Source organism: Streptomyces sp. ISL-99, from assembly GCF_018614005.1.
Classification (GTDB): domain Bacteria; phylum Actinomycetota; class Actinomycetes; order Streptomycetales; family Streptomycetaceae; genus Streptomyces; species Streptomyces flavidovirens.
Map to the genome: position 1 here is coordinate 238359 of NZ_JAGGPC010000012.1, position 25042 is coordinate 263400.

Sequence of the window (25042 nt, forward strand, 5' to 3'; positions counted from 1 at the left end):
AGACCCTTGGGGCGCCTGACCTCGCCGCGCTCACGTATGTGCCGCCTACACTGTCCCCATGGCGAAGTGGACCCCCAAGCACGAGGCACCCGAGCCCCTTGAGGGGCCCGTCGTCGCCACCATCGTCGGCGGCACGATCCTCTGGTTCGCCCTCTTCCTGGTGCAGCTCCCCTTCTACGGCTGGTTCGACGACCGCGGCTGGGCGTGGTGGGTGTGGACCTGCCTGGCCGGCGCCGGTCTCGGACTGATCGGCATTTGGTACGTGCGCGGGCGCGACGCGGCGATCAAGCGCGCGAAGGCGGCGGAAGCCGCGAAGTCGGCGGACGCGGCGGACGCGGCGGACGCCCGGCGCGACACACCCTGATCCCGATCCCGACCCCGACCCTGCCCCTGCCCTGTCCCCGGCCCTGAAGCCAGGGGCGGGGCGCCGTACGACCCAGGGCCCATCCCCGCCGCTCCGCCGTCATCCCCCGGTCCGATCTTCCGCCACTCGACGGGTCGAGCAGCACATCGGGTCGTACCGTCGGAACCATGACGCAGCGGGCAGAGATCGACACAGACGACCCGGACGCCACGGACGGGGCCGTCGCCGGGCCGAGGCCCACCGGGCTCACCGCGGCCGAAGTGGCCGAGCGGGTCGCCCGCGGCGAGATCAACGACGTACCGGTGCGCAGCTCGCGCTCCGCCACCGAGATCGTCCGGTCCAACGTCTTCACCCGCTTCAACGCGATCATCGGCGTGCTGTGGGTGATCATGCTCTTCGTCGCGCCGATCCAGGACAGCCTCTTCGGCTTCGTCATCGTCGCCAACACCGCCATCGGCATCGTCCAGGAACTGCGCGCCAAGAAGACCCTCGACAGCCTCGCCGTCATCGGCGAGGCCAGGCCGAGGGTCCGCCGCGACGGGGTCTCCGCCGAGGTGTCCACCTCCGAGATCGTCCTCGGTGACCTGGTGGAACTCGGGCCCGGTGACAAGGCCGTCGTCGACGGCGAGGTAGTCGAGACCGACGGCCTGGAGGTCGACGAGTCGCTCCTGACGGGCGAGGCCGACCCGGTGCTCAAGCAGCCCGGCGACCAGGTGATGTCCGGCAGCTTCGTCGTCGCGGGCGGCGGCGCGTTCACCGCCACCAAGGTCGGCCGCGAGGCGTACGCCACCCAGCTCGCCGAGGAGGCGTCCCGCTTCACGCTCGTCCACTCCGAGCTGCGCAGCGGCATCAACCAGATCCTCAAGTTCGTCACCTGGCTGATGGTTCCGACCTCGATCGGGCTGATCATCAGCCAGCTCGTCGTCAAGGAGAACGAGCTCAAGAACTCGATCGCGCGCACCGTCGGCGGCATCGTCCCGATGATCCCCGAGGGCCTGGTGCTGCTCACCTCGGTCGCCTTCGCGGTGGGCGTGATCAGGCTCGGCCGCAAGCAGTGCCTCGTCCAGGAGCTGCCCGCGATCGAGGGCCTCGCACGGGTCGACGTCGTCTGCCTCGACAAGACGGGGACGCTCACCGAGGGCGGCATGGACGTCACGGAGGTACGGACGCTGAACGGGGCGGGGGCGCGGGAGGCGTACGTACACACCGTGCTCGGCGCGCTGGGCGAGTCCGACCCGCGGCCGAACGCCAGCCTGCAGGCGATCAAGAACGCCTACCCGGACACCGACTCCTGGCGCTGTACGCAGTCGCTGCCCTTCTCCTCCGCCCGCAAGTACAGCGGGGCGAGCTTCACCGAGGGCGACGGCCGCAGCAGCTCGTGGCTGCTCGGCGCACCCGATGTACTGCTGCCGAAGGGTGATCCGTACCTCGACGAGATCGACCTGCTCAACCAGCAGGGACTGCGTGTGCTGCTGCTCACCCGCGTCGCAGGAGCGCTCGACGACCCGCGGGTCAAGGACGGTTCGGACGCGGCGGCCCTGGTCGTCCTGGAGCAGCGGCTGCGCCCCGACGCGTCCGACACCCTCCGGTACTTCGCCGATCAGGACGTCGCCACGAAGGTCATCTCGGGGGACAACGCGGTGTCCGTGGGCGCGGTGGCGGCCAAGCTCGACATGCCGGGGGCCGCGAACGCCGTGGACGCGCGCACGCTGCCGGACGAGCGGAAGGAGATGGCCCAGGCGCTCGACGAGAACGCCGTCTTCGGCCGGGTCACCCCGCAGCAGAAGCGCGAGATGGTGGCGGCGCTCCAGTCGAAGGGCCACACGGTCGCGATGACGGGCGACGGCGTCAACGACGTACTCGCGCTCAAGGACGCCGACATCGGGGTCGCGATGGGCTCGGGGTCGGAGGCCACGCGGGCGGTCGCGCAGATCGTGCTGCTCAACAACAGCTTCGCGACGCTGCCTTCGGTGGTGGCCGAGGGGCGCCGGGTCATCGGCAACATCACGCGGGTCGCGACGCTCTTCCTGACGAAGACGGTCTACTCGGTGCTGCTGGCGATCCTGGTGGTCTGCTCGCAGGTCGAGTACCCGTTCCTGCCGCGGCACTTGACGCTGCTGTCGACGCTGACGATCGGCGTCCCGGCGTTCTTCCTGGCGCTGGCGCCGAACAAGGAGCGGGCCCAGCCGAACTTCGTAGGCAGGGTGATGCGGTACTCGATCCCCGGCGGCATCATCGCCGCGTCCGCGACCTTCTGTACGTACCTGCTCGCCCGCACCCACTACTCCGGCCCGGACGCCCTGCCCGCCGAGACGAGCGTGGCGACGCTGACGCTCTTCCTGGTGTCGATCTGGGTGCTGGCGATCGTCGCCCGCCCGTACACCTGGTGGCGCGTCGGCCTGGTGGCCGCGATGGGTCTCGGCTTCGTGGTCGTGCTGGTGGTGCCGTGGCTGCAGGACTTCTTCGCGCTGCGGCTGGTCGGTACGACGATGCCGTGGGCGGCGGTTGGCATCTCGGCGGTGGCGGCGGCCGCCCTGGAGCTGGTGTGGCGCTGGGTCGGCCGCCGCTTCCCCGCTTAGCGGGGTTGTCTCCGGTTCTCAGCGCACGTCGACGTAGTCACCGGCGGTGGTGAAGGCGGGGGTGGTGGTCGTACCCCCGCTGATCCCGGAGTCGTCCGCGGCCGTGACCGCCACGGTGAACGTCCTGACCTCGGTGGTGCCGACCACGACGTTCTTACCGCCGTTGACGACCACCTTCGTGAGGGTGGTGTCGCCGTGTCCACCGTCCGCCTGGGCGGCCGGGACGGCGAGGGCGGACAGAGCCAGGGCGCCGGAAACGGCGGCCACAGTGGCACGAATGCGCATGAATGTCCCCACGATTGATGCGGTCCCCCCGCTTTTCCCCCGGGTCGAATCCTGAGTGCTCGGCGCGCGCCGAGCGATGTACAGAGCGACGTACACGAGCGACGTACGGCGCGGCAGCCGCCCCGGAGCGGGTGAGGCTCCGGGACGACTGCCGCCGGCCCCCGGAAACAGGGGCGTCAGTGCTTAGTGCTCAGCGCTCAGCGCACGTCGACGTAGTCACCGGCCGCGGAGACCGCGGGGGTGGTGGACGTACCCGCGAAGCTCCAGCGCCAGTAGCCGTCCGAAGCGGCGGTGACGGTGGTCTTCAGGTTGCCGGTGCTGTCCGTGTTCACCGTCTTGACGGTGGTGTACGTGGTCGTACCGGCCTTGCGGAACTGGAGCTTCACCGGCTGGGCGGTGTAGCCCGCGTAGGTGGAGGTCTCCCAGTTGGCGCGGGCCAGCTTGCCCGTGACCGTGATGGGCTTGCCCTTCACGACCGGCTCGGGCGCGGCGTTGACCGTCAGCGTCGAGGCGCGCTGGACGCGGTGGGTCTTGTACGCGTCCTTCTCGATGAAGTCACCGTCCTTGCCCCACCCGATGGCCGCGACCTTCCAGGTGCCGGCCAGGCTGTTCTTGTACAGATCGACCTGCGGGTCCACCGGGATGGTGAGCTTGCACGTCGACGTCGTGGCGCTGCTCGCCGTACAGGTGGCCTTCTCGTCGTTCATGAACTGGTCCGAGAGCAGGAAGCCGTCGGGGTCCTCGAACGAGGAGCCGTGCCAGAGCGCGACGTCCGCGTTGTCGACGCCCGAGTTGTCGGTCACCGTCACGGAGACGTTGATCGTCTTGGCGGCCGTGGTGCCGAGAACGATGTCCTTGCCGCCGTTGACGACGACGTTGGTGATCTGGGTATCGCCGTAGGCGTCATCGGCGGGTGCCTGAGCGGAGAAAGCCGACAGGCCGCCCGCCTTCGGCGCGTCCTCGGCCTGGGCGGCCGGGACGGCGAGGGCGGACAGAGCCAGGGCGCCGGAAACGGCGGCCACAGTGGCACGTATGCGCATGTATGTAAGTCCCCACATGGATGCGACCCCGCCGCGTTTCCCCCCGGCGGGATCTTTGAGTGTCGAACGAAGTGTAGGGAGCCCTTGGAGGGTTCGTAAACAATTAGCTCAGTCGAACCAGCGGTCTCGCGCGAGTTCTTCCGTTCGCGACGGGTCTTCGATCAACGCCGCCACCTCGAAACGACGTGGCCACTGGCCCGCCGACCAGGCAAGTCCCGCCGCCACGCCCTCCAGCGTGGCCGCGTGGACGACTCCGTCGGGCGTACGCCGCCAGTCCAGCTCGACCCCGCCCGCGCGCAGCTCCTCGTGTTCGATATACGTCGCCGGGGTGCCGGCGCCGAGCAGGACCCGTACCGCTTCCGGAACCTCTCGCTCCACACCCTCCGACGTCACCTCGGCCTCCGCCGACTCGCTGAGGCGGCGCACCTGGAGGAGCTCCGCCAGGTCGGCGGCGCGGGACGGGGCCACCGGCAGCAGCGGCAGCCCCGAGGTGAGCGGCAGCAGGTCGGGGGCGTCCGCGACCACCGCGTCCGACGCGTCGACCACCCGCACCTCACCGTCCACGACCGCGCGCAGCTCGTCGGGGAGGGTGACCTGCTCGGGGTCGAGGTCGGCCAGGGCGCCGTACAGCGCGTGGAGTTGGGGCGCGGTGACCGTACGGTCCGGGTCCGCGAGGCGGCCGAGGAGCTCGGCCGCGCCACCGGGTTCGTCCAGCAGCGCCGCCACCGAGGTCCGTACGCCGAGCGCCCTCAGCACCTGCTCGTCGTCGAAGCCGGTCGCGTTCGCGGAGGTGTAGAGCCCTTCGAGGAGCGGGTCGCCGCCCGCCGACCGCAGACCGGCCGGCCGGCGGCCGTCGAGCACGGGGTGGTCGCGCAGCCACCAGGCGGTGTACGGGCGTACGGACTGCGTCGTCCCGTCCGGCAGGAGTACGCGCACGGGCTGGGTCAGCGCGTCCCGCAGCGGCGGCTGGGCGAGCAGCGCGAGGGCCTGCGGCCACTTGTCGTCGTCGACCAGGTCGAGGTCGCGTACGGCGACGATCTCGGTGGCGACCGGCGGCACGGAGGTCTCCGGCAGCTGGTCGAGGATGTCCTCGCACCACACGTCCACGGCGTCGAGCAGCCCCGCGTCGTCGGGCTCGGCGAAGTCGCCGTCGCGCGGCTCGAACTCGTCCGGGTCCAGGACGATGTCGGTGGTGCGTACGAGCGCGAAGGTGGCCAGGACGCCGCAGGCGGTGAGCGGCTGCTCGCCCCAGCGGGCGGCCAGTTCGGCGTCGCACAGGGCCAGTTCGCCCTCACGCATGATCTGCGCGAACGGGCTGCCGGGCAGGACGAGTTCACCGGCGGGCGAGAGTTCGCCGTCCTCGTCGGTCAGCGCGAGCGCGCCGAGCCACGGCTCGTCGCCGGGCGACAGGTCGGCGTCCCGTACGAGCGCCAGGACGGTTTCCGCCAGCTCCTCGGCGTCGGGGGCGTCCTCGTCCCAGATCTGGCCGCCCTCGTCCATGGAGGCGGCGACGGCGGCGCGCACCTGCGGGGTGGTGAGGACGGCGCGGGGGGTGGCGGGGAGCGCGCCGAGCTTTTCGAGGAGGGGGTGGGTCGCGTCGGGGTGGGCGACCTTGAGGCCGAGGCGGGCGAGCTGTTCGGGAGCGGAGGCGTCGGTGCCGGCGCCGGTCGCGGTGTCCGTGCGGGTGTCGGTGTACAGCGGGAGCAGGACCTGCCGGGGGCCGATGACCGTACGCCCGCCGGCCAGCGGCACCGGCAGCCCGGACAGGCGGTCCGGGTCGACGCCCGCCAGGGACTCGTACAGCCGCCGCCACCAGGACGGCTCACGCTCGGCGCCCGCGAGGCGTTCGATGGCGTCACCCAGCGGCAGGCGGCCGACGCCGAGGGTGCGCAGCTCGGCGCGGCGTTCGAGACCGGCGGGCAGGAGGGTGGGCAGTACTTCGGCCATGACGCGGACGGTGTCGGCACCCGCGCCCTCGACGACTTCCGCCTCGAACGGGCGCAGCGCGGTGAGCTCCTCGGACGGCGCGGCCGGCGCGAGGAACGCGACGCGGGGCAGCCGCTCGATGACGGCGGCGCGCAGGGCGCCGTCCAGCTCGCCCTTGCCGAGCGGGCCGGGGACGAGGTCGACCGTCCCGGTGGACACCGGCTCCCACTCACCGAGCAGTTCGGCGTACGCGTCGGCGGCGCGCTGCACGAGGAAGTCGGTCAGCGGGCCCGGCGCGGGGTGGCGGCGGGTGGTGTCGAGCGGCAGCGACGCGATGAGGAGCGCCGGTACGCCGAGGGGTTCGTCGGTCGGCGTCGGGGCGTGCACGACGGGCGCGGTGAGGGGGCGCTGCGGGGCTCCCTCACCGTCCACCGGAACGGCCCAGGTGACGGCCCAGTGGGGGCGCAGGCGCTCTTCGACGGGCCGGTCGGCGAGGAGGGCGGGAGCCAGGGCGCCCGAGCGCGTGACGGTGCGCCAGCGGGTGGTGCGGGTGGTGCCGCGTGCGGTGTCGTCGATGTGTACGTACGCGTCGTGCTCGGCGCGCGTGAGCGTGCGGGTGGTGCCGTCCGGGGTTTCGACGACGACCTCGGCGAGGCCGGGAAGGGTCAGCAGCAGCGCGTCGTCGATGGCTTCGAGGAGGTGCTGGGCGAGGTCTACGGCGCCGCCGTCGCGCAGGGGCAGGACCACGACGGTGTCGTAGCCGGCGGGGGCGGAGCCTTCCGCCGGGAGCGGGAGCCGCAGGAGCGGTACGTGGCCGTCGCGGCGCCGCAGCTCCTCGCCGAGTCCGGGGGCGGTCTGGGCGGCGTCCACGGCCAGTTCCCTGGCCTCGGCCAGGGACCAGCGGACGCCGCCGTGCCGGCCGAGGACGGCGGGCTCGTCGCTGACGGCGAGTACGGCGGCGAACCCGACGCCGAAGCGGCCGACCGCGCCGTCCGTCTCCTCGCGCTTGGCGGAGGCGCGGAGCGTACTGAGCGATTCGACGCCGGCGGCGTCGAGGGGGGCGCCGGTGTTGGCGGCGGCGAGGATCGCGGGGGCGTCGGCGGTCGCCGCGTGCAGGGTGAGGCGGAGCCGGCCGGTTACGCCGGCGCGGGCGGCCGCGTCGGCGGCGTTCTGGGCCAGCTCGACCACGAGGCGGTCGCGGTAGCCGCCGAGGGCGAGGTCCTCCTCGGCGTTGGCGTCCTCGCGGAACCGGGCGGGACTGGCGCTCCACGCATCGAGCACCCCACGCCGCAGCCGCGCCGTCCCGAAGGGGTCGGCCTCGTCGGTGGCCCTGACGCTCACGCTTGTCTCCGCTCGTCCAGAGGTACGGATGGCTGATCGCTGGTGCTGATCGCCGACTACTGACGCCTACCCGTGTCTACGGGGCGCAAGTATCCCGCGCGGATGCGCGTGCGGCTGCCACCTGCTCGCTGGGGCGGGGCGGGTGGGGGTGCGGCTTGTGGCGGGGATGCCGCTGCGCGGGGCTTTCCCCGACCCGCCCCTTCCCGGCTGTGACATTTGCGGCTTCGCCGCGGGGGGCTCTGCCCCAGACCCCGCTCCTCAAACGCCGGAGGGGCTGAAAGTTGCCCAGGGGGCACCATCCAAGCCCGTCCGGCGTTTGAGGACACGCCCGAAGGGCGTCCGGGGGTCTGGGGGCTTGCCCCCAGTTCGGGAAGGGGCGGGGTGGGGAAAAGCTCCGCGCAGCGGGTCGGGCGGGTCAGGAGTGGCCCAGGTCCTCCGTCGCGTCCGGGGTGGCCGGGACCGAGCCGCCCTCCGGGTCCGGACGGAGCGGGAACGCGTCCGTGGCCATCGAGTCGAGCACCGGCGGCGCAGGCCGCATCGGCTTCGGCATGACCGCCGCCTCCGAGTGCCCCCCGCAGCCGTACGCGAGCGACACGACGTGGCCGTCCGCCGGCGAGTACTCGTTCGCGCAGACACCGAACGCCTGGCGCAGCGACCCCGCCAGCGGGACGAGGAAGGCGCACGAGACACACGTCGCCGGCGCCGCCTGCGCCATCGGGGTCTTCGCGCCGTACGACTCGTCCCAGCGGTCCGCCGCGATGTGCAGCCCGTAGCGCGACAGGACGCGCGCCCGCCGCATCCCCAGCTCTTCGGCGACCGCCGCGATCGACCCCCGCGTGGGAACCAGCGGCAGCGTCGCCGGCGGGCCGCCCGTGACCTCGGCGTCCTCCGCCTCGACGAGTTCCGCCATCTCCTCCGAGACGGCGGAGTCCGGCGGCGGCTCGTCCTCACCCGTGTAGCCGGGTTCCAGGCGCAGGTCGTCCGCCTCGGTGGGGAGCAGGTCGCCGGGACCCATGTCCCCCGGCCGCAGCCGCTCGCTCCACGGCACCCACTCGGGCGCCAGCAGCGAGTCCGGCCCCGGCAGGAGCACCGTCTCGTCGATGGTGACGAGCTTGGCCCGCGAGGCGCGGGTGACCGTCACCGCCCAGCGCCAGCCCCGGTAACCGGGTTCCTTGCATTCGAAGAGGTGGGTGACCACCCGGTCACCCTCGGCGAAGAGGGAGACATGCTCGCCGACCACGCCGGGGAAGGCGGCCTCCTCGGCCGCCCGCCGGGCAAGGTCTACCGCCTCGGCGCACAGGCGGTCGGGGGTTCGGCTTCGCGTCGTCGCAGCACTCACAGGTCTCGCTTCTCTCCTACGCCGTCTCACGGGTGCGCCAACGGATGCCCGTACGAGGTACGAGATACGAGGTGCGAGCTGCGGGCGGAGCGGACCAAAGGGCCGCGTCGACGTCCGCGCCTCGCCCGACTCGTCTCGGTCTCGGGCGCACTTTCCACCACCCATTCTGCGGGATGACGGAGAGGCGCGCGGCCGAGGACAACCGCCGGTGGCGCGCTACGCACGCTACCCCCTCTGCCGCCCCCGGCCCACCTGTGCGGCCGTCTTTGCGGCGGGAAGGCCCGAGAGATCCGGCAGAGATCCGGCAGAGATTCACAGAGATCCGGCACGGACATCGGCGATGAGTCCGGAATGCCCGGAGTGGTGGTTCACCTGCGCCGTCCGCCACGTTTCCCGTTCGACCCGGCGGGGCTTGGGGCACTATGACGGGGTGGCTGCCGCAAAGTCGTCCGACGGATCCGGTCCACTCCGCAGAACGGGCCGGGCGGTCGGCCGTGCCCTGCACCTTCCCTTCACGGGTACGGCGAAGGGAATCCGCCGCGCCACGCACGCGCACGGCGCGGGCGAGTCGGGTCTCGGCAAGCTGATCGAGCTGCACGCCGTGAACGGCGCGGGCGACGTCATGGTCACCGTCGCCCTCGCCTCCACCGTCTTCTTCTCCGTCCCCACCGACGAGGCGCGGGGCCGCGTCGCTCTCTATCTCGCCGTCACCATGGCCCCCTTCACCCTCCTCGCCCCGGTGATCGGCCCCCTCCTGGACCGGATTCCGCACGGCCGCCGGGCCGCGATGGCCGGCGCGATGCTGGCCCGCGCGCTGCTCGCCCTCGCGATGTCGGGCGCGGTGGCGACGGGCGGACTTGAGCTCTACCCGGCGGCACTGGGCGTGCTGGTGTCCTCGAAGGCGTACGGCGTCGTACGGAGCGCCGTCGTGCCACGTCTCCTCCCGCCCGGTTTCTCCCTCGTCAAGGCCAACTCGCGGGTGACCCTGGCCGGGCTGCTCGCGACGGGCGCCGCCGCGCCGGTCGGGGTGGGGCTGCAACGGATCGGGCCCGCCTGGCCGCTGTACGGCGCGTTCACCCTGTTCGTCGCCGGTACGGTCCTGGCCTTCACGATGCCGCACAAGGTCGACTCCGCGAAGGGCGAGCGGAAGGCCATGCTGCTGGAGCACGGGCACGCGCCGCGCCGCCCCGGCCTGCGGACCGTCGGCCCTTCCGTACTGCACGGCCTCCAGGCCAACGCGGCGCACCGCATGCTCTCCGGCTTCCTGATCTTCTTCCTGGCGTTCCTGATCCGCGAACATCCGCTCTCCGGACAGAGCGCGGCCGTCTCGCTCGCGATCGTCGGTGTCTCCGCCGGCGTGGGCAACGCCTGCGGTACGGCCATCGGCGCCTGGCTCAGGGCGCGCGGTCCCGAGCGGATCATCGCGACCGTGCTGGGGCTGACGCTGGGCGTGGCCGTCTGCACGGCCCTGTTCTTCGGCGGGCTGATGGTGGCGGTGCTCGGCGCGACGGCGGGCCTGTGCCAGGCACTGGCCAAGCTGTCGCTGGACGCGCTGATCCAGCGGGACGTACCGGAGGAGGTACGTACGTCCGCGTTCGCGCGGTCGGAGACGCTGCTCCAGATGGCCTGGGTGGTCGGCGGCGCCGTCGGGATCGCCCTGCCGCTGTACGGCTCCCTCGGCATGTCGGTCGCCGCCGGTCTCCTCGCCACGGGCGCGGCCCTGTCCGTACGGGGTCTCCTGGGGGCGGCCCGGCGCGGCACGCCGCACCCCCGCGTGGCGTGAGGTGGAGCGGGCGATAGCCTTCGCCCCATGACCGTTGCGCTCCTCTCTGGTAAGGCCCGCCGCACCGCCACCGTGATCGGTGCCGTGTCGGCCGGACTCCTCGTCCTGTCCGCCTGCGACAAGCCGACACCGCTCGCGACCGTGACGGTCGGCACGGACTCGGTGAACACCGAGGCCTCGTGCTACAACGACGGCTCCCCGATCAAGGAATCCCTGCTCCAGGGCTGCCTGAACAAGAAGGCCGAGAAGACCGTCAAGGTCTCCATGGACGACAAGGTCCGCTTCGGCGTCGACCCCGAGATCGCGGACAAGGGCTGGACGCTCTTCATCAACGGCCAGCAGGCCGAGCAGGAGCCGTTCAAGAAGACGTACCGCACCATCCCGGGCAGCGCCTTCTTCGCCCAGCAGCAACAGCAGCAGCCGGGCGCGCCGAGCCCCGACGAGGCGCAGGTCAGCGTCGTCGAGACGAAGGGCAAGAAGCTCACCGGCATCTGGCACTTCAAGCTGGAGAAGACCTCCTGACGATGCGTGTCCTGGTCGTGACCGCGGTTCCCGCAGAGCGGGACGCGGTCACGCGCGCGTTGGGGCCCGATGTGGACGGCGTCGACGTGATCGCCGCCGGTGTCGGACCCGCCGCTGCCGCCGCCGCGACCGCGACGGCTCTGGCGTCGGCGTCCGCGACGCGCCCGTACGGCCTGGTGATCTCCGCCGGTATCGGCGGCGGGTTCGCCCACGTCGCCCCGCTCGCCTCCCTCGTCGTCGCCGACGCGATCGTCGCCGCCGACCTGGGCGCCGAGACCCCCGACGGCTACCTCCCGGTGACCGCCCTCGGCTTCGGCGCCGTGGAGCACCTGCCGCCCGCCGCTCTCGTACGGGCCGTGGCCGACGCGACCGGCGCGGTCACCGGCACCGTGCTGACCGTCTCCACCGTGACCGGGTCCGCCGCCCGCGCCGCCGAGCTGCGCGCCCGGCACGCGTACGCCGCCGCCGAGGCGATGGAGGGGTTCGGGGTCGCCGAGGCCGCCGCCCAGCACGGCGTGCCGGTGCTGGAGATCCGCGCGGTGTCGAACGCCGTGGGCCCGCGCGACCGGGCGGCCTGGCGCATCGGGGAGGCGCTGGAGGCGCTCAGCGGGGCATTCGGGAAGCTCGTGCCCGTACTCGAAGGTTGGGATGGATATGACCGCTGAGCCGCTGAAGATCGCTTACTCGCCGTGCCCCAACGACACCTTCGTCTTCGACGCCTGGGCGCACGGCCGCGTGCCGGGAGCGCCCGCGCTCGACGTGACCTTCGCGGACATCGACATCACCAACGGGATGGCCGAGCGCGGGGAGTTCGACGTACTCAAGGTGTCGTACGCCGTGCTGCCGTGGGTCCTTCAGGAGTACGCGCTGCTGCCGTGCGGCGGGGCGCTCGGCCGGGGCTGCGGGCCGCTCGTCCTCACACGTGAGGCGGGCGTCGACCTGACCGGCAAGCGCGTCGCCGTGCCCAGCGAGCGCTCGACGGCGTACCTGCTCTTCCGCCTCTGGGCGGCGGATGTCGTGCCGGACGGGGTCGGCGAGATCGTCGTCATGCCGTTCCACGAGATCATGCCGGCGGTGCGCGACGGCAAGGTCGACGCGGGGCTCGTCATCCACGAGGCGCGCTTCACCTACCAGGACTACGGGCTGCACTCGCTGGCCGACATGGGTGAGCACTGGGAGAACACGACCGGCCTGCCGATCCCGCTGGGCGCGATCATCGCCAAGCGCTCGCTGGGCGCGGAGCGGCTGCGGCAGCTCGCGGACGCGGCGCGGCAGTCGGTGCGAATGGCGTGGGACGACCCGCTGGTGTCGCGGCCGTACGTGCTGGAGCACGCCCAGGAGATGGACCCGGCGGTGGCGGACCAGCACATCGGTCTGTACGTGAACGAGTTCACCGCGGACCTGGGCACCGACGGATACGCGGCCGTACGGGGCCTGCTGACGCGTGCGGCGGCGGAGGGCCTGGTACCGCCCCTCCCGCGCGACGCGCTGGCGTTCGAGTAGCACCGGTGGTCCGGGGCCAGGGGCCTCGGACCACCGGCGGCCCGCGCTACACGTCCAGCTGGTCGGCCACCGCGCGCAGCAGGCCCGCGATCTTCGCGCCGGCCGCCTTGTCGGGGTAGCGGCCGCGTTCCAGCGCCGGGGTGATGTTCTCCAGAAGCGTCGTCAGGTCCTGCACGATCGACGCGAGTTCGTCGGGCTTGCGGCGCTGCGCGGCGGCGACGGACGGGGTCGGGTCGAGGATCGTCACCGAAAGCGCCTGGTCGCCGCGCTGACCCGCCACGACGCCGAATTCGACGCGCTGGCCGGGCTTCAGGGCGTCGACTCCGGCAGGGAGCACCGACGAGTGAACGAAGACGTCGCCGCCGTCGTCGCGGGAGAGGAAGCCGAAGCCCTTCTCACTGTTGAACCACTTGACCTTGCCGGTAGGCACCGTCTGTCCTCGTCCTCGTACTCGTCGGATCCCCGGACTGCTCCCGCTCACGCGTTCGGCCGGGGAAAACGGCTCTGGATAGCACTACAGCGGGTCGTTGGACCCGCCACCACCAAGGCTAATGGTCCAGGGGCTGGTGACAAGACGTCGCCGGGCGGTTCCTCCGGGCAGGGAACTACCCTGGCCCGGTGATGACTGAAACCCAATCGCCCGAGGCCGGCGCCGGTGACCGGCTGGTACGCGTCGGTGCCATCGTCTTCTTCGTCGGCGCACTGGCCACACTGGTCACCGTGGCGCCGCTCTTCCTCGGCACGGAACCCTTCCCGCCGGTCGCGTACGCCGTCTGCATGCTGATGGGCGCCGGCTTCGCGATCGCCGCCGCGGGGGTGCTCAGGTCCATCGCCGCGCAGCGCCGTCAGGCGCGCGCCGCGACCGTCCCGCAGTAGCCGGCCAGCCAGGCCGGGAAGGCCGTGAGGTCGTCCAGGACCACGTCCGCGCCGGCTTCCCGCAGTTCAGCGGCGCCGCAGGGCCCCGTCGGCACGGCCACTGACAGGGCGCCCGCCGCCCGCGCGCCGCGTACGTCGCCGAGGTGGTCGCCGACGTACACCGAGGCGCCGTGCTCGCGCAGCGCCTCCGCCTTGGCCTCCGCCCACAGCCAGCCGACGACCGCGTCCGGGTCGATGCCGAGGTGCGCGAGGTGCAGCTTGGCGTTCGGCTCGTGCTTGGCCGTGACGACGACGGCCCGGCCGCCCGCCGCCCGTACCGCGGCCATTGCCTCGCGGGCGCCGGGCATCGCGGGAGTTGGCGTGATCGCGTGCGTCGGATAGATCTCGCGGTAACGGTCACACATCTCCTGGATGCGTTCCTCGGGGAACCAGAACGCCAGTTCCCGTTCCAGCGGAGGGCCCAACCGGGTGATCGCCAGGTCGGCGTCGATGTACGCACCGGTCTCCGCGGCGAGGGCCTCGTAGGTGGCCTTGATGCCGGGCCGGGAGTCGATGAGCGTCATGTCGAGGTCGAAGCCGACCGTCAGCGGGGGCAGCGGGGACGTCTCGGAGTGCGTGGGCATGAAGGCCATTGTGCCCGCGGGGGCCCGCGGACCCACCCGTACACTTAGCCAAGCCTTACCAATCCCGGACGCGGAATGGGTCAATGCGAGCTGCCACCAGCCCCACCACGCGCGCGCTGGTGACCCGCCGCATCGGCTGGACAGCCGCCGCCGTCGCGGCCCTGCTGTTGTCCGTGCTGCTGAGCCTCGCGGTCGGCGCGCGGTCGATCGCGCCGACCGAGGTCTTCGACGTACTGCTGCACGGCGGCCACAGCGACGCCGCCGAGGTCGTACGGACCATGCGGGTGCCGCGCACGCTGATCGGGCTCATGGTCGGCGTCGCGCTGGCGCTCGCCGGAACCGTGCTCCAGGGGATCACCCGCAATCCGATCGCCGACCCCGGAATTCTGGGCATCAGTCAGGGCGCCACGGTGGGCGTGGTCCTGGCGATCGCCTTCGCCGGGATCCACTCGCTCTCCGGTTACGTCTGGTTCGCCTTCGCCGGCGCGGCGCTCGCCTCGGTCGCGGTGTACGCCATCGCGGCGAGCGGGCGCGGCGGAGCGACGCCGGTGAAGCTCGCGCTCGGCGGCGCCGCGATCAACGCGCTGCTCGCGTCCGTGACGATGGCGGTCCTGACGACGAAGGCGGCGGCGCTCGACGAGTTCCGCTTCTGGCAGGTCGGTTCCGTGGCCGGTCGTGACGCCGAGGTGGTCGGGCAGATCTGGCCGTTCCTCCTCATAGGGACGGTGCTCGTCCTCTCCGTGGCGCGCGGGCTCGACGCGCTGGCGCTCGGCGAGGACGTCGCGAAGGGGCTCGGGCAGAACGTCGCGACCGTACGGATCGTCGGCGGCGTCGGCGCGACGATCCTGACCGGGGCGGGGGTTGCGGCGGCCGGCCCCATCGCCTTCGTCGGGCTCGCGGTCCCGCACATCGCCCGCGCGATCGTCGGCAGCGACCACCGGTGGGTGCTGCCGATGGCGGCGCTGATCGGCCCCGTGATGCTGCTGGTCTCGGACGTGGTCGGGCGGATCGTGTTCCCGCCGAGTGAGGTTCCGGCGGGCGTGATGACGGCGCTGATCGGCGTGCCGTTCCTGGTAGCGCTCGTACGACGAAAGGCGGTGCCGGCGTGACGGCGAGCAGTGCGGCAGCAGCAGTCGGGATGCGGCCCGCCGGGTACGCGCTCGTACGGCTCGGGCAGGGACGCTTCCTCCTGCACCGGCGGGCCGCCGTCGTCGCCGGGGTCCTCACCCTCGCGCTGGCCGCCGTGTGCGTCGCGTACCTCTGCGTCGGCGAGAGCAACGTCCCGCCCGCCGACGTACTGAAGGTCCTCTTCGGACAGCCATCTGCGAACGAACTCGTCGTAGGAACCCTCCGCCTGCCCCGCATGACCGTCGGACTGCTCGTCGGGGCGGCGTTCGGCATGGCCGGGGCGCTCATCCAGACCGTCGCGCGCAATCCACTCGCCAGCCCCGACATCATCGGCATCAGCCAGGGCGCCAGCGCACTCACCGTCGGGGCGATGACCTTCGGGATCACCTCGTACGCCGTACTGCCGTACCTCTCCATCGCCGGCGGCATCCTCGCCGCCGCGCTCGTCTACGCCTTCGCGTGGCGCGGCGGGCTGCACGCCACCCGCTTCGTGCTCATCGGCATCGGCTTCGCGATCGCCCTGCGCTCCATCACCCACCTCTTCCTCACCAAGGGCGACTACCTCGTCGCCCAGCAGGCGCAGATCTGGATGACCGGCTCGCTGAACGGACGCGGCTGGGACGAGGCGGCCCCACTCGCCTGGGCGCTCCTCCTGCTCCTGCCGGCAGTGCTGTGGGCCGCCCGCGCCCAGCGCACCGTGTCGATGGACGACGACACCGCGACCGCGCTCGGCGTACGGCTGGGGCGGGTACGCCTGGGCCTGGTCCTCACCGGCGTCGTGCTCGCATCGGTCGCCACCGCGACCGCCGGCCCCGTCGACTTCGTGGCGCTGCTGGCACCCCAGATCGCCCGCCGCATGACCCGCACCGCGCAGATCCCGCTGCTCTGCTCGGCGCTGATGGGCGCGGTGATCGTGGTCCTGGCGGACCTGCTGGCCCGCCGCCTGCTGTCGCCCACCGAACTGCCGGTGGGCGTACTGACGGCGGCGGTCGGCGCCCCGTACCTGATCTGGCTGATTATCAAAGGCCGTACTGGAGGCAAGGCGTGAGCAGGCTCACCGCTCGCGAGCTGACGCTCGCCTATGAGGACCGCACGGTCGTGCACGAGCTGGACCTGGCCGTACCCGACGGGCAGGTGACCGTCATCGTCGGCCCGAACGCGTGCGGAAAGTCCACCACCCTCCGCGCGCTGGGCCGGCTGCTCAATCCCAGGCACGGCGCGGTGCTGCTCGACGGCGCCGAACTGGCAAAGATCCCCACCAGAAAGATCGCGCAGGCGATCGGTCTGCTGCCCCAAAGCCCCGTCGCGCCCGAGGCCATCACGGTCGCCGACCTGGTGTCGCGCGGCCGCCAGCCTCACCAGCACTGGTGGCAGCAGTGGTCGGACGAGGACGAGCGCGCGGTGACCGACGCCATGGAGCGCACGGACGTCACCGCACTCGCCGAACGGCCGGTCGACGCGCTCTCCGGCGGCCAGCGGCAGCGCGTATGGATCGCCATGGCCCTCGCCCAGGAGACGGACCTCCTCCTGCTGGACGAGCCCACGACGTACCTCGACATCTCCCACCAGGTGGAGGTACTGGACCTGGTGCGCCAGCTCAACCACGATCACGCCAGGACGGTCGTCATGGTGCTCCACGACCTCAACCAGGCCGCCAGGTACGCCGATCACCTCGTCGCGATGAAGCAGGGCCGCATCGTCGCCGAGGGCCGCCCGCAGGACATCGTCACGGCGACCCTCGTACGTGAGGTCTTCGGCCTCACCTCAGTCGTGATCCCGGACCCGGTGACCGGCTCCCCCCTGGTAATCCCCGGCGCACCGTGGACCCCCGTCACACCCCCCACCCCGCAGAACGCGCAAGCCCCCGCTTCGCAGACCGACGTGGCCGGCACCGCCACCAAAGCCACCGCCCCGCAGGACGCGCCACACCCCGCTTCGCGGACCGACGTGGCAGGAGGGGACGTGCCGGGGCGCTCCCCGCAGGGTGTCGAACGCAACCACCGCGAACGGGACAACGCCGTACCCGAACGTTCGGCACCCGAGGAGACGCCCCGGCGCGGCACCGACCCCAACGCCACCGCCCCGCCCCGCGACCCCGCCGACACCTCCCGTACAACCTGAAAGGCCTCCATTTCATGACCAGAAGCCTCCGCAGCCGCGGCCTCGTCGCCGGCTGCCTCGCCGCCACCGCCGCCCTCACGCTCTCCGCCTGCGGTTCCTCCGACGCGGACGCCGACAAGGCGCCCTCCGCCGAAAACAAAACCCACACCGTCAAGACCGCCATGGGCGACGTGAAGGTCCCGGCCAACCCGAAGCGCGTCGTCGTCCTGGACACCGCCGAACTGGACTCCGCGATCACCCTCGGCGTGAAGCCGGTCGGCGCGACGCACACCACCGCCGAGCCCGGCTTCCTGAGCTACCTGCCCAAGGACAAGGTCGCCGGCATCAAGGACGTCGGCGAGATGATGACCCCCAACCTGGAGGCCGTCGCCGCCCTCAAGCCCGACCTGATCCTCACCAGCAAGGTGCGGCACGGCGCCCTGTACGACGAACTCAAGGCGCTCGCACCGACCGTGATGACGGAGAACACCGGCTACCCCTGGAAGGAGAACTTCCAGGTCCACGCCGACGCGCTCGGCAAGAAGGCCGAGGCGAAGCAGGTCGTCGCCGACTACACCGCGCACGCCGCGAAGGTCACCGAGGCGGTCGGCGGCAAGGACAAGGCCGCCAAGACCAACGTCAACGTGGTGCGCTTCATCGAAGGCGCGGACATCCGCATCTACGGCAAGCAGAACTACATCGCGACGGTCCTGGCCGACGTCGGCCTGGGACGCCCGGCCATCGCCGACAAGGCGAAGGACGGCTTCTCGTACGACGTGAGCCCCGAGAAGATCAACCTCGCGGGCGAGGACGCCGACGTCGTCTTCCACTCGACGTACGGCGACCCGAAGAAGGCCAAGCAGACGCAGACCCTCGACAGCGGGCTGTGGAAGAACATGCCCGCCGCGAAGGCGGACAAGGTCTTCGGCGTCGAGGACGAGCTGTGGATCCAGGGCATCGGCTACACCGCCGCCAACAAGATCCTCGACGAGATGCAGGGCCACCTGACGAAGAAGTAAGCGGCGCCTACCGCCTCCGCGCCCGCCACACCAGGTAGAGCGCGGAGGCGACGGCCGCCGTCCGTACGACGGCGGGCCACGCGCCCGAGACGGCCTCGCCCATCGCGCCCTGCGCGATCGGCTCGCCCCAGCGCCCCTCGGTCCGGCCCCACAGCCACACGAAGCCGCCCACCGCGACCACTCCCGGCAGGCCGAGCACCGCCCACTTCGCCTGGGCGCGGCTGATGCGCCGCGAGGCGAAGACGAGGAGCCACCCGCCGCCCAGGGCGAGCCAGTTGCCCAGTGCGGCACCGACGACGAGCAGTGCGGCGGCGAGCAGGAGCAGGACGCTGGCGGGCTGGCGTACCGCCTCAGGCTGCACGGCGACGACGGCCGGGGCGGTACGGCGGCGCAGGAGGCTCACGAGGCGGCGGCGCGTCGGGACTTGCGCCTCGACGGGCATGGGCTCGACTTCGTCGGCTTCTACCTCGTCGTCGTCCTCCGCCGGCGGGGGCTTGAGTATTTCGGGGATCTCGACGCCGCCGGTGAAGCCCGGCACGGAGACGCCCAGCCCGAACGGGCCGGGTTCGACGCGCCACCAGTCGGGTTCGCTGCCCTGGGGCCCGAGTTCGTGGGAACCGGCGAGGTGGGGCGGGGAGGCGGCGGCGGGTTGGTCCACCACGCCCGGCCGACCCTGGCCGCTGTCGCGGTCACGGGGTCGCGGAATCCACCCACCGCGCTTCGACTTGTCGCGCTGCTCCGGCAGCACGACCTGCTGAACCGAATCGCCCCCGGACCCGCCCCCGGGCCCAGGCCCAGACCCGGACCCGGGCATCGACCCGCCCGACGCGACCCGCGCCACCAGCTCGGCCGGCGATCCGATCCGCCCCAGGATGCGCCGTACCGCCGCGGGCGTGTCCGGCGTACCGAACTTCGAGCGCTGCCGGTCGATCTCGTCGCGCAGGCCGGCCACCAGCCGCATCCGCGCCGCCGAGGACAGCTTGTGCTGCTGAGCCAGGTCACCGACCCGGCTCAGATAGTCGTAGACGAGCTGATCGCTCTCGATCCCCACGCGACGGTCCGTCCCTTGCCCTCCAACTGCCTGCACCGACGGTAGCGCCACACCGGCTACCGTGGGGCGGATGGGGACCGGCGAGCGCAACCAGGAGGCGCACGTGTCCGAAGGATCAGCCGCAACGCCACCGCGCACACTCGCGGAGGCCCTGCGCACCCGCGGCGACGCGTCCCTGGCCGCGCTGCTGCGCGCCCGGCCCGACCTGCTCTCGCCCGTGCCGAACGACTTGTCGCAACTCGCGACCCGGGCGGCGACACGCGCTTCCGTCGTACGCGCGCTGGAACGGCTCGACCGGTTCACTCTCCAGACCGCCGAGGCGCTGGCCGTGGCGCCCGATCCGGCTCCGTACGAGGCGCTGCGCGCGCTGATGACCGGCGACGACGGTGACCCGGCGGTCGAGGCGGCGCTGCCGGGGGCCGTCGGCACCCTGCGTGACCAGGCGCTGCTGTGGGGCGCCGACGACCGGCTGCGGCTGGTGCGTACGGCACGCGAGTTGCTGGCCCCCTCCCCCGCGCACCCGTCGCCCACCGGCCTCGGCCCGACCGTCGCCGAGGCGACCGCCGGCATGTCGCCGGGGCGGTGGCAGGAGACCCTGGCCGCGGCCGGACTGCCGCCCACCCACGACCCGGTGTCGGCGGTCACGGCGCTGGCCGCGCTCTTCAGCGACCGCACCCGGATGTCGGCGCTGCTCGACACGGCGCCACCCGAGGCGCTGATGGTGCTGGAACGACTGGTGTGGGGCCCGCCGTACGGCGAGGTCACCCCCGACCCCGCGCCGCCGGTGCGGTGGCTGCGCGACCGTGGTCTGCTGCTGCCGACGAGTCTGCGTACGGTCGTCCTGCCGCGCGAGGCGGCGCTGCATCTGCGCGCCGGGCGCGCACACCGCGTGCCGGAGCCGGTCCCGCCCGCCGTCGTACCGGCCCACGCATACAGTCCACAGGTTGTGGACAGCACGGCCGCCGGCCAGGCGTACACCGCGCTGGCCACCGTCGAGGAGCTGCTCAAGGACTGGAACGAGGGCGGCCCGGCCGTCCTGCGCTCCGGCGGTCTGAGCGTCCGCGACCTGAAGCGGACGGCCACCGCGCTGGACATGCCCGAGCACACGGCCGCCTTCTGGGTCGAACTCGCCTATGGGGCGGGGCTGCTGGCGTCCGACGGTGAGGCCTCCGAGCGGTACGCCGCCACGCCCGCGTACGACGAATGGCTCGAACTCCCGCCGCAGGATCAGTGGACCCGCCTCGCCACCGCCTGGCTGCACGCCACCCGCACGGCCGGCCTGGTCGGCAGCCAGGACGCGAAGGGCCGGATCCTGGCCGCGCTCGGCCCGGACCTGGACCGCTCGGCGGCCCCGGAGGTACGCCGCCGCGTCCTCGCGCTGCTGGCCGACCTGCCGGAGGGCGCCGCGCCGGCGCCGGAGCAGGTGCTGGCGCGGCTGCGGTGGGAGCGGCCGCTGCGGGGGGCGGGGGCGGCGTCCGCGCCCGCTTCGGCGTCGGCTTCGGCGTCCGCCGGCACCCCTGGGGACCTGCGTTCCCGTATCGCCCTGTGGACGCTCACCGAGGCGGAACTCCTCGGGGTGACCGGACGCGGAGCACTCTCCTCCCACGGGCGCGCGCTGCTGGCCGCCGGGCACGGGACCGGCACCGGCACCGGCACCGGCACCGAGGAAGCCGCGGCGGTGGCGCGCGCCGCCGCTCTGCTCGCGCCGCTGATCCCGGAGCCGCTGGATCACGTACTCCTCCAGGCGGACCTCACCGCCGTAGCCCCGGGGCCGCTGCGGCGGCCGCTCGCCGACACGCTCGACGTACTCGCCGATGTGGAGTCGAAGGGCGGGGCGACCGTGTACCGCTTCACGCCCGCGTCCGTACGGCGCGCGCTGGACGCGGGGCGGGCGGCGTCGGACCTGCACGCCTTCCTGGCCGAGCACAGCCGTACGCCCGTGCCGCAGCCGCTGAGCTATCTCATCGACGACGTGGCCAGGAAGCACGGGCATCTGCGGGTCGGCGTCGCTTCTGCCTACGTACGCTGCGACGACGACGCGATGCTGGGCGAGATCCTCGCCGACAAGCGGTCGCAGGGGCTGGGTCTGCGACGTCTCGCCCCGACCGTCCTGGCGGCGCAGGCCGACCCGGCGGCGCTGCTCGAAGGCCTGCGGGGGATGGGCTTCGCGCCCGCCGCCGAGTCGGCGGCCGGAGACGTACTGATCACCAGGGCCCACGCCTACCGAACCCCGCCGCGCACCGCGCCCGCGCCGGTGCCCGAGGGTCCGCCGACGCCGGACGACACGCTGCTGGGTGCCGCGCTGCGGGCGATCCGGGCCGGGGACATGGCGTCCACGGCGGTACGCAAAGAGGCCCCGGCGGCGGCACCGTCCCCCGGCGAGCTGCCGCGCACCACCTCGGCGGAGACCCTGGCCACGGTCCAGGCGGCGGCCCTCACCGGCTCCGCGGTGTGGATCGGGTACGTCAACGCGGACGGGGCGGCGAGCCAGCGGGTCATCGCGCCGGTACGGGTGGAGGGCGGCTTCGTCACGGCGTACGACCACACGGCGGACGAGGTCCGGACGTACCCCCTGCACCGCATCACGGGCGTGGCGGAACTGGCGGACAGCCCTTAGCCGACGGCCGCGCGTCACGGTACGGCGGCACCCGGGGCTCCGCCCCTACCGCCGCCGGTCCACGAGCCCCGTCTCCGGCGATGCCGTCAGCAAGGCCGCCCACGTGCTCTCGGGGTCGCACTCCTTGCCGTTGGGCCAGTGCTCCGTCATGCGGACCTTCGCGCTGTCCTTCATGATCACGCGTTCACCCTCCACCGAGGTGACCGAGAACCGCACGTCGAGCTCCTCGTCCCGCACCTCGTCGGACGTACGGAGGTGCATGCTCGTGCCGGCCGCCGCGGACGCTTCCGTACGCTCCTCGCACTTCCCGTCCACGCACAGCCGGAAGACGGCGGGCCCCACCGGGTCCGCCGTCGCGCCTCCGGCCGGTTCGAAGAGCACGGTGATCCCCGGTACGCCGCCGATCATCGTGCAGTTGCGGGCACCGGCGTGGTCCGCCCCGCAGCCCGAGAGGACCGGTGCCACAAGCAGCACGGCGGCCACCCGTCCGCCCCACGCGCCCCGTATAGACCCCGCGCCCCGTATCAAGTCGCCTCCCGATCCGCTCACTTGCCGGAAGGCACCGTATCCCCCTCCCTGCGCGGCGCGCGCCTGGCGTGCACCGCGCGGCCGATCCGGCGGCCGAGGAGGAAGTAGCCGATGAGCGCGCCCGTCGTGTTGAGGATCACGTCGTCGACATCGAACGCCCTCCCCTCCACGATCGCGCCCTGCGCCAGCTCCACCAGCACCATCACCACCACCGTGAGAGCCACCACACGCAGCAGCCGCAGCGAGCGCGGCACCAGCACCGGCAGCAGCAGCCCGAACGGCATCCCGAGCAGCAGATTGCCGCCGATCTGCTTGCACGCGGCGAGGAAGGTGTAGTCCTCGGCGTACTGCCGCAGCGACGCACCGGGCCGCAGGTTGGTCGTGACCAGGGCTTCCGAGGCGTGTGAGGGCGCGAGCGTCAGGCGCGCCAGTACGGCCGAGAAGAGCACGAGGCCGAGAAAGGCCACGGCGACCGCGAGGGCCCGCAGCACCGCCCGCCCCCAGGAGCGACGAGGCCGGGCCGCATCCGCTCCGCCCACTGCATCCGCTTCATCCGCTTCAGCTGTCATGGACACCCGTTTACCCCGACTCACGACCCGTACCGCACGCGATGCTGCACACTGGACGTTTGGCCGTACGGGCCGACCTGCCGCAGAAAGGGCCGAGACACGCGTGAACGGACCCCTCATCGTCCAGAGCGACAAGACGCTGCTCCTCGAAGTCGACCACGAGCGGGCCGACGCCTGCCGTCGCGCCATCGCGCCCTTCGCCGAGCTGGAGCGCGCCCCCGAGCACATCCACACGTACCGGGTGACGCCGCTCGGCCTGTGGAACGCGCGGGCCGCCGGGCATGACGCCGAGCAGGTCGTCGACGCGCTCGTCGAGTTCTCCCGGTACCCGGTCCCGCACGCGCTCCTCGTCGACGTCGCCGAGACGATGGCCCGCTACGGCCGGCTGACCCTCTCCAAGCACCCGGTCCACGGTCTCGTCCTGACCTCCACGGACCGCCCGGTGCTGGAGGAGATCCTGCGCTCGAAGAAGGTCCAGCCGCTGGTCGGCGCCCGGCTCGACGCGGACACGGTCGCCGTGCACCCCTCCGAGCGCGGCCAGATCAAGCAGACGCTGCTCAAGCTGGGCTGGCCGGCCGAGGACCTCGCGGGTTACGTCGACGGTGAGGCCCACGCGATCGACCTCGCGGAGGACGGCTGGGCCCTGCGCCCGTACCAGAAGCAGGCGGTCGAGGGCTTCTGGCACGGCGGCTCGGGCGTCGTGGTCCTCCCCTGCGGCGCGGGAAAGACACTCGTCGGCGCAGGCGCGATGGCGCAAGCCAAAGCCACCACCCTCATCCTCGTCACGAACACCGTCTCGGCCCGCCAGTGGAAGCACGAGCTGGTGAAGCGGACGTCGCTGACCGAGGACGAGATCGGCGAGTACAGCGGTACGCGCAAGGAGATCCGCCCGGTCACCATCGCGACGTACCAGGTCCTGACGACGAAGCGGAAGGGCATCTACCCGCACCTGGAGCTCTTCGACTCCCGCGACTGGGGCCTGATCGTGTACGACGAGGTACACCTCCTCCCCGCCCCCGTCTTCAAGTTCACGGCGGACCTCCAGGCCAGGCGCCGCCTCGGCCTGACGGCGACGCTCGTGCGCGAGGACGGCCGCGAGTCCGACGTCTTCTCCCTCATCGGCCCGAAGCGTTTCGACGCGCCGTGGAAGGAGATCGAGGCGCAGGGCTACATCGCGCCGGCGGACTGTGTGGAGGTCCGGGTCAACCTCACCGAGAGCGAGCGTCTGGCCTACGCGACGGCCGAGACGGAGGAGAAGTACCGCTTCTGCGCGACGACCGCGACGAAGCGGAAGGTGACGGAGGCGCTGGTACGGAAGTTCGCGGGCCAGCAGATCCTCGTCATCGGCCAGTACATCGACCAGCTCGACGAGCTGGGCGAGCACCTGGACGCCCCGGTCATCAAGGGCGAGACGTCGAACGCGCAGCGCGAGAAGCTTTTCGAGGCGTTCCGGCAGGGCGAGATCAGCGTCCTGGTGGTCTCAAAGGTCGCGAACTTCTCGATCGACCTCCCCGAGGCTACGGTCGCGATCCAGGTGTCGGGTACGTTCGGCTCCCGCCAGGAGGAAGCGCAGCGCCTTGGCCGGGTCCTCCGCCCGAAGGCGGACGGCCACCAGGCGCACTTCTACTCGGTGGTCGCACGCGACACGATCGACCAGGACTTCGCGGCCCACCGCCAGCGCTTCCTGGCGGAACAGGGCTACGCGTACCGCATCGTGGACGCGGACGAACTCATGGCAGCGGACGACCCCACGCTGTAACGCGGCGGCCGGAAAGCGGGGGACGAGCTATCTCCTTCCCCGCTCCCGCCCCGCCACTTCCCGCCGCCGGGGCTCCGCCCAGACACCGGT

21 protein-coding genes and 1 pseudogene are annotated in these 25042 nt (G+C 72.4%); 13 read left to right on the forward strand and 9 right to left on the reverse strand.

Translation table 11 applies throughout. The features are described from left to right. The first annotated feature begins 58 nt into the window (after window positions 1–58). Complete coding sequence (locus J7E91_RS08090; RefSeq protein WP_214900289.1) at window positions 59–364, forward strand: DUF2530 domain-containing protein; 306 nt, start codon at window positions 59–61, stop codon at window positions 362–364. Between the two features lie 167 nt (window positions 365–531). Next, a complete protein-coding gene (locus J7E91_RS08095; protein WP_214900290.1) occupies window positions 532–2943 on the forward strand; it encodes a cation-translocating P-type ATPase in 2412 nt (803 codons plus the stop codon). An 18-nt stretch (window positions 2944–2961) separates the two neighbouring features. Here the strand turns inward: J7E91_RS08095 and J7E91_RS08100 are convergent, their stop codons facing one another. From J7E91_RS08100 to J7E91_RS08115, 4 genes are all read right to left on the reverse strand, one after another. Then, a complete protein-coding gene (locus J7E91_RS08100) occupies window positions 2962–3228 on the reverse strand; it encodes a hypothetical protein (protein WP_308376183.1) in 267 nt (88 codons plus the stop codon). Window positions 3229–3425: 197 nt separating this feature from the next. Then, window positions 3426–4268 carry a DUF5707 domain-containing protein gene (locus tag J7E91_RS08105; RefSeq protein WP_214900291.1) on the reverse strand — a complete coding sequence of 281 codons (843 nt, stop codon included), beginning with the start codon at window positions 4266–4268 and terminating at the stop codon, window positions 3426–3428. Window positions 4269–4376: 108 nt separating this feature from the next. Next, the gene (locus tag J7E91_RS08110; RefSeq protein WP_214900292.1) at window positions 4377–7535 is read right to left on the reverse strand and encodes a sacsin N-terminal ATP-binding-like domain-containing protein; all 3159 of its coding nucleotides are present in this window, start codon (window positions 7533–7535) and stop codon (window positions 4377–4379) included. 415 nt (window positions 7536–7950) lie between these two features. Further along, window positions 7951–8874: a DUF3027 domain-containing protein gene (locus tag J7E91_RS08115; protein WP_214900294.1), complete on the reverse strand. Its 924-nt coding sequence runs from the start codon at window positions 8872–8874 to the stop codon at window positions 7951–7953. A gap of 430 nt (window positions 8875–9304) precedes the next feature. On the opposite strand from J7E91_RS08115, the gene J7E91_RS08120 reads away from it, so the two are divergent. The 4 genes from J7E91_RS08120 to J7E91_RS08135 are packed head-to-tail and all read left to right on the forward strand — an operon-like array spanning window position 9305 to window position 12682. Next, complete coding sequence (locus tag J7E91_RS08120) at window positions 9305–10657, forward strand: MFS transporter (RefSeq protein ID WP_214900295.1); 1353 nt, start codon at window positions 9305–9307, stop codon at window positions 10655–10657. A 27-nt stretch (window positions 10658–10684) separates the two neighbouring features. Further along, window positions 10685–11179 carry a DUF2771 domain-containing protein gene (locus J7E91_RS08125; protein ID WP_214900296.1) on the forward strand — a complete coding sequence of 165 codons (495 nt, stop codon included), beginning with the start codon at window positions 10685–10687 and terminating at the stop codon, window positions 11177–11179. A gap of 2 nt (window positions 11180–11181) precedes the next feature. Further along, window positions 11182–11844, forward strand: coding sequence for a futalosine hydrolase (locus J7E91_RS08130; RefSeq protein WP_214900297.1), 663 nt, complete (start codon window positions 11182–11184; stop codon window positions 11842–11844). Continuing rightward, complete coding sequence (locus J7E91_RS08135) at window positions 11834–12682, forward strand: 1,4-dihydroxy-6-naphthoate synthase (protein ID WP_214900298.1); 849 nt, start codon at window positions 11834–11836, stop codon at window positions 12680–12682. Before J7E91_RS08130 ends, J7E91_RS08135 begins: the two co-directional genes overlap by 11 nt. A 46-nt stretch (window positions 12683–12728) precedes the next feature. On the opposite strand, the gene J7E91_RS36690 is transcribed toward J7E91_RS08135, so the two are convergent. Then, a complete protein-coding gene (locus J7E91_RS36690) occupies window positions 12729–13112 on the reverse strand; it encodes a cold-shock protein (RefSeq protein WP_028811088.1) in 384 nt (127 codons plus the stop codon). A 191-nt stretch (window positions 13113–13303) separates the two neighbouring features. Here J7E91_RS36690 and J7E91_RS08145 point away from each other — a divergent pair, with 191 nt between their 5' ends. Next, window positions 13304–13558 carry a hypothetical protein gene (locus J7E91_RS08145; protein ID WP_028811089.1) on the forward strand — a complete coding sequence of 85 codons (255 nt, stop codon included), beginning with the start codon at window positions 13304–13306 and terminating at the stop codon, window positions 13556–13558. On the opposite strand, the gene J7E91_RS08150 is transcribed toward J7E91_RS08145, so the two are convergent. Beyond that, complete coding sequence (locus tag J7E91_RS08150) at window positions 13528–14190, reverse strand: HAD family hydrolase (protein WP_214900300.1); 663 nt, start codon at window positions 14188–14190, stop codon at window positions 13528–13530. The genes J7E91_RS08145 and J7E91_RS08150 overlap by 31 nt on opposite strands. Window positions 14191–14264: 74 nt before the next feature. Between J7E91_RS08150 and J7E91_RS08155 the strand changes: the two genes are divergently transcribed. From J7E91_RS08155 to J7E91_RS08170, 4 genes and pseudogenes are all read left to right on the forward strand, one after another. Next, complete coding sequence (locus J7E91_RS08155) at window positions 14265–15290, forward strand: iron ABC transporter permease (RefSeq protein WP_214900303.1); 1026 nt, start codon at window positions 14265–14267, stop codon at window positions 15288–15290. A gap of 29 nt (window positions 15291–15319) precedes the next feature. Further along, entirely contained in the window at window positions 15320–16357 is a 1038-nt protein-coding gene (locus J7E91_RS08160; RefSeq protein WP_214900457.1) for an iron chelate uptake ABC transporter family permease subunit, read from the forward strand. Further along, a pseudogene (locus J7E91_RS08165) lies at window positions 16354–17139 on the forward strand (ABC transporter ATP-binding protein); the annotation flags it as partial. The gene J7E91_RS08160 and the pseudogene J7E91_RS08165, both read left to right, overlap by 4 nt. 305 nt (window positions 17140–17444) lie before the next feature. Continuing rightward, complete coding sequence (locus J7E91_RS08170; RefSeq protein ID WP_214900306.1) at window positions 17445–18428, forward strand: ABC transporter substrate-binding protein; 984 nt, start codon at window positions 17445–17447, stop codon at window positions 18426–18428. A 7-nt stretch (window positions 18429–18435) separates the two neighbouring features. Here the strand turns inward: J7E91_RS08170 and J7E91_RS08175 are convergent, their stop codons facing one another. Then, a complete protein-coding gene (locus tag J7E91_RS08175; RefSeq protein ID WP_214900309.1) occupies window positions 18436–19479 on the reverse strand; it encodes a hypothetical protein in 1044 nt (347 codons plus the stop codon). 70 nt (window positions 19480–19549) lie between these two features. Here J7E91_RS08175 and J7E91_RS08180 point away from each other — a divergent pair, with 70 nt between their 5' ends. Beyond that, on the forward strand, window positions 19550–22096 hold the full coding sequence (locus tag J7E91_RS08180) for a helicase C-terminal domain-containing protein (protein WP_214900312.1): 2547 nt from the start codon (window positions 19550–19552) through the stop codon (window positions 22094–22096). 45 nt (window positions 22097–22141) lie between these two features. Here the strand turns inward: J7E91_RS08180 and J7E91_RS08185 are convergent, their stop codons facing one another. Together J7E91_RS08185 and J7E91_RS08190 are read right to left on the reverse strand one after the other, a co-directional pair. After that, window positions 22142–22570, reverse strand: a complete 429-nt coding sequence (locus J7E91_RS08185) for a hypothetical protein (RefSeq protein ID WP_214900314.1) — start codon at window positions 22568–22570, stop codon at window positions 22142–22144. 71 nt (window positions 22571–22641) lie between these two features. Next, window positions 22642–23193, reverse strand: coding sequence for a VanZ family protein (locus tag J7E91_RS08190; RefSeq protein WP_214900315.1), 552 nt, complete (start codon window positions 23191–23193; stop codon window positions 22642–22644). A 103-nt stretch (window positions 23194–23296) separates the two neighbouring features. Here J7E91_RS08190 and J7E91_RS08195 point away from each other — a divergent pair, with 103 nt between their 5' ends. Next, window positions 23297–24952, forward strand: a complete 1656-nt coding sequence (locus J7E91_RS08195; RefSeq protein ID WP_214900316.1) for a DNA repair helicase XPB — start codon at window positions 23297–23299, stop codon at window positions 24950–24952. Window positions 24953–25042 lie beyond the last annotated feature (90 nt).

Bases quoted from the DNA above. Each gene is read 5' to 3' on its own strand.
- J7E91_RS08090 (WP_214900289.1), top strand. From the start codon at position 59: ATGGCGAAGTGGACCCCCAAGCACGAGGCACCCGAGCCCCTTGAGGGG.
- J7E91_RS08095 (WP_214900290.1), top strand. From the start codon at position 532: ATGACGCAGCGGGCAGAGATCGACACAGACGACCCGGACGCCACGGAC.
- J7E91_RS08100 (WP_308376183.1), bottom strand. From the start codon at position 3,228: ATGCGCATTCGTGCCACTGTGGCCGCCGTTTCCGGCGCCCTGGCTCTG.
- J7E91_RS08105 (WP_214900291.1), bottom strand. From the start codon at position 4,268: ATGCGCATACGTGCCACTGTGGCCGCCGTTTCCGGCGCCCTGGCTCTG.
- J7E91_RS08125 (WP_214900296.1), top strand. From the start codon at position 10,685: ATGACCGTTGCGCTCCTCTCTGGTAAGGCCCGCCGCACCGCCACCGTG.
- J7E91_RS08130 (WP_214900297.1), top strand. From the start codon at position 11,182: ATGCGTGTCCTGGTCGTGACCGCGGTTCCCGCAGAGCGGGACGCGGTC.
- J7E91_RS08135 (WP_214900298.1), top strand. From the start codon at position 11,834: ATGACCGCTGAGCCGCTGAAGATCGCTTACTCGCCGTGCCCCAACGAC.
- J7E91_RS08145 (WP_028811089.1), top strand. From the start codon at position 13,304: ATGACTGAAACCCAATCGCCCGAGGCCGGCGCCGGTGACCGGCTGGTA.
- J7E91_RS08150 (WP_214900300.1), bottom strand. From the start codon at position 14,190: ATGGCCTTCATGCCCACGCACTCCGAGACGTCCCCGCTGCCCCCGCTG.
- J7E91_RS08155 (WP_214900303.1), top strand. From the start codon at position 14,265: ATGCGAGCTGCCACCAGCCCCACCACGCGCGCGCTGGTGACCCGCCGC.
- J7E91_RS08160 (WP_214900457.1), top strand. From the start codon at position 15,320: ATGCGGCCCGCCGGGTACGCGCTCGTACGGCTCGGGCAGGGACGCTTC.
- J7E91_RS08170 (WP_214900306.1), top strand. From the start codon at position 17,445: ATGACCAGAAGCCTCCGCAGCCGCGGCCTCGTCGCCGGCTGCCTCGCC.
- J7E91_RS08180 (WP_214900312.1), top strand. From the start codon at position 19,550: ATGGGGACCGGCGAGCGCAACCAGGAGGCGCACGTGTCCGAAGGATCA.
- J7E91_RS08190 (WP_214900315.1), bottom strand. From the start codon at position 23,193: ATGACAGCTGAAGCGGATGAAGCGGATGCAGTGGGCGGAGCGGATGCG.